Source organism: Okeania sp. SIO2F4 (genome assembly GCF_010672385.1).
GTDB lineage: Bacteria > Cyanobacteriota > Cyanobacteriia > Cyanobacteriales > Microcoleaceae > Trichodesmium.
On sequence record NZ_JAAHGT010000990.1, the window covers coordinates 1 to 3487 of the forward strand.

The 3487-nt window shown below is 34.0% G+C and carries 3 protein-coding genes and 1 pseudogene; all 4 read right to left on the reverse strand.

The window, feature by feature from the left end; genetic code table 11:
* Positions 1-241, reverse strand: a pseudogene (locus F6K22_RS36080) (glycosyltransferase); the annotation flags it as partial.
* Between the two features lie 39 nt (positions 242-280).
* Positions 281-541, reverse strand: coding sequence for a DUF4926 domain-containing protein (locus tag F6K22_RS36085; protein ID WP_293109436.1), 261 nt, complete (start codon positions 539-541; stop codon positions 281-283).
* Positions 542-547: 6 nt separating this feature from the next.
* Positions 548-814: a DUF6883 domain-containing protein gene (locus tag F6K22_RS36090; protein ID WP_363275183.1), complete on the reverse strand. Its 267-nt coding sequence runs from the start codon at positions 812-814 to the stop codon at positions 548-550.
* 303 nt (positions 815-1117) lie between these two features.
* A complete protein-coding gene (locus F6K22_RS36095; RefSeq protein ID WP_293109440.1) occupies positions 1118-3163 on the reverse strand; it encodes an ArnT family glycosyltransferase in 2046 nt (681 codons plus the stop codon).
* Positions 3164-3487 lie beyond the last annotated feature (324 nt).

The window sequence follows — 3487 nt, forward strand, 5'->3', positions numbered from 1 at the left end:
TTAATCCACCGCGAATTAATAAACCAGATTTTCTAATTAATTCTGGGAAATATGGCATAGCTGGGTCTCTATCTAGCCAGTTAAAACTGTAGATAATTCCTAGAGCTAAAATTAGTAAAAAAATGATATTGGCGATAACTGAAAAATCGAAAAATTGAAATTTTGATTCAGCAGTATTTCTCTCTAATTTGTAAACAGTTTCCTTGAAATCCGTGGGGTTTTCATCTGCTACCACTACCACTTATTTTAGTCGTTACAAAGTAAAATTAATAAACAATAATTAAGCCACAAAAGGTTCATAATGTAATGGCAATAACTCATCTTCCTTTAAAGTTGCCATTGCATATTCCCGTCCTTGACTATCAGCAAACTCCACTAAATATTGCTTTTCTCCACCTTTTTCATAAATTTCCACCACCGTTCCCACCTGTCCACTGGGTAAGTTTTCAATAGACATAAATTCGGGTTCAACTAAGGTTAATCTTTCCTTAGTAATCGGATAAATAATTGCCACTGTATCTAACATTAAAATATTTTTCATGTCGATTTACCTAATAAACGCAGAAATAAGACGAGGATTTGCATTCGTAGAAGTGACTTCCCAAATCGTCCGAAGTTGCATTCCTTCTTGATTAGGTATTGTCCAATCTACCTTAAACTGTTGACCAAAATCTGTCCGTGCTTGCTGAACCACTTCTCCTTCTATGGCCGCTAGACGAATCATTGATAATAATAATTCAGCATTTTCTTGAGTAATACCTAAACGAGATTTGAAAACTCTAGCTTTATTTTTTCCGCTCTTATTGTTCAGGATTTAAACAATAATTAGTTAACTTTTCCATTGCAACTTCCGCTTGCTCCCCGTTAGGTAATTTCATACTCTTGCAGACAAGATAATTTTTAATGGAATTTTACACCCTTTAACGAAGTCTATTAACATTGAAAAAATCAAACCATACCTCCTAACTGGACTTTAGGAAAAAACAGGTTAAAAATAACGATTATCAACGGTCATTACGACGCTTCCAGTCATTATCACAAATAATTATAATACCAGTTTTTTAAGAAAGAAAATGTTACGAACTGACTCCTGTCTCCTAACCCCTTCTTCCTCCCTTCATTCTGACTCCTGACTCCTGTCTCCTGACTCCTTCTTCGCTCCTGACTCCTTCATAAAAAGATTCTTAGGAACTTTCCCTAATTGATAAGCTCCACGACTGTCTAAATATTGATATTCTCCTGGTTGTAATCCTGCATGAATAAACTTTTTTGGATAACCAATCATCACAACATTACCAGAAGAATCTTTTTCCACAATTTCCTCTAAATATTCTCTAGCATTTGTAGCGCGTCGGAAAAATTCTACTTGTTGCTTAGTGTAAAAAACTAAACTAGGTTTTTCAAAGGCAATCATTATTATTTCTTCTCCTGGTTGTCTGACTTCAACAATAGTTTGAGCTAATTGACGTAAGGGTAATTGACGTTCTTGATCGACTAAAAACATCATTGGATTAATAGTAAAAATTAAACAAGCTACTAATCCAATAAAATTAGCACTCCAAACCCAAGAAGTTTGTTTTTTTCTCCAAAGAAATCCAATAACTATTGCTGTGGTTATCAAGATTAATCCACCGCGAATTAATAAACCAGATTTTCTAATTAATTCTGGGAAATATGGCATAGCTGGGTCTCTATCTAGCCAGTTAAAACTGTAGATAATTCCTAGAGCTAAAATTAGTAAAAAAATGATGTTGGCGATAACTGAGAAAGATAAAAATCGACCTTTTGATTGAGAAGTATTTCTGACTAATCTAGGAACAAGTTCAACAGAATCATCCGTAGGTTTGATAGATGATTGAGTCGAATTATCTTCAGATTTATTAGTCTGACTAGATAGAGAATCTCCATTAATAATAATATCGCTCCAAAATAATCCTACTAATATTGCTGCTGCTGGCATTAATGGTAAAACATAGCTAGGTAATTTAGTAGCAGAGATGGAGAAGAAAATAAAGATACAAATAAACCAGAAAAAAGCAAATAAACCTAACTGTTCAGTTCTAGGTTTACTACGCCAATAACCGAGTTGCCAAAACTTAGTTTTAGCGATCGCTATTGGTAGATAAATAGACCAGGGTGCAAAACCAATTAGTACAACTAAAAAGTAAAAATACCAGGGTGCTTGATGGTGATTCACAACTCTAGTAAAACGTTCAAAATTGTGATAACCAAAAAAACTATCAATATATTCTTTCCCATTGACTAAAGTAACAAGAAAATACCAAGGGAATGTAATAGTAAAAAAAATTAAAATGCCACGCCGAATATTTATTTCTTGCCAGATTCGAAAAAAATTACCTACATATAATAAAAAGGAACCAATAATCATTCCCGGTAAAACAATTCCAATCGGACCTTTGGCGAGAACTGCTAAAGATATTAGTATATAAAAAGCTAAATACCACTTGTTAAAAATGGGAAGTTTTGTAGTTTTTGATGATTGATTTTTATCTGGCGCAGATGAAACCTTTTGTCTCTGTATTTGACTGTTTTTTTGCTGAGGAATATGAGTATTTTCTGTTTGTGAAGCATATCCCATAAAAAAGGCAAATAGTGCCGAACACATACAGCCTGTTAATAACATATCAGAAACTCCAATACGCCCCCAAGCAATAGTTTCTGGATTTAAAGCTATCATCCCAGCGCCAATCCATGCGATTAATAATCTCACCATTAAAAACTTATTTTCAGAGGTATATATCTGAGAATTCTGGCGATCGTAACCATATCTATAAAGGATGTAAAAACCAAAACACATTAAAGCAGTTGCAGATATTGCTGAAGGGAAACGGACAGACCATTCATTAATACCAAAAAGATAATAAGCGATCGCCATTAACCAATAAATTAAAGGTGGCTTATCAAACCGAGTTTCCCCATTAAAATAAGGTGTAATCCAATCTCCAGTTTCTACCATTTGACGAGCAGCTTCAGCAAAAAGTGGCTCTGTTTCATCAATTAAACCAATATTACCAAGATTACAAAAGAAAGCTAGCCAAGCAAGTAACGAAAGCCATAAAATAGAAAGTCCTAATGTCAAAAGATGATTTTTTGGTTGAGCTTTAAACCAATTAATAATTTCTAACTGTTGTATTAGTTTCATTCAGATTAAGTTATTCGTGTAAGTCTTAGTCGTCAGAGAATATTTATAACCCTATATTCCTATATTTTTGGTTAACTAATTCTAGCAAGATTTACTATATTTCAAAGGATAAAATTTTTCTAAGCGTGACAATAAATTGACCCTGCTCTTGCTTCAGGTCTCCCTCACTCCCCTACTCCCCTACTCCCTCGCTAGCTCTACCATTACTATGCACAACTACCGATATTTTTTTCATGGCCTTAAAATTAACTGCCATTCTAATGTTTCTGTATTCCAAATAGGAAAGCTTGTTTCTCCCACAACATAAGGTCCCCAATATAAACG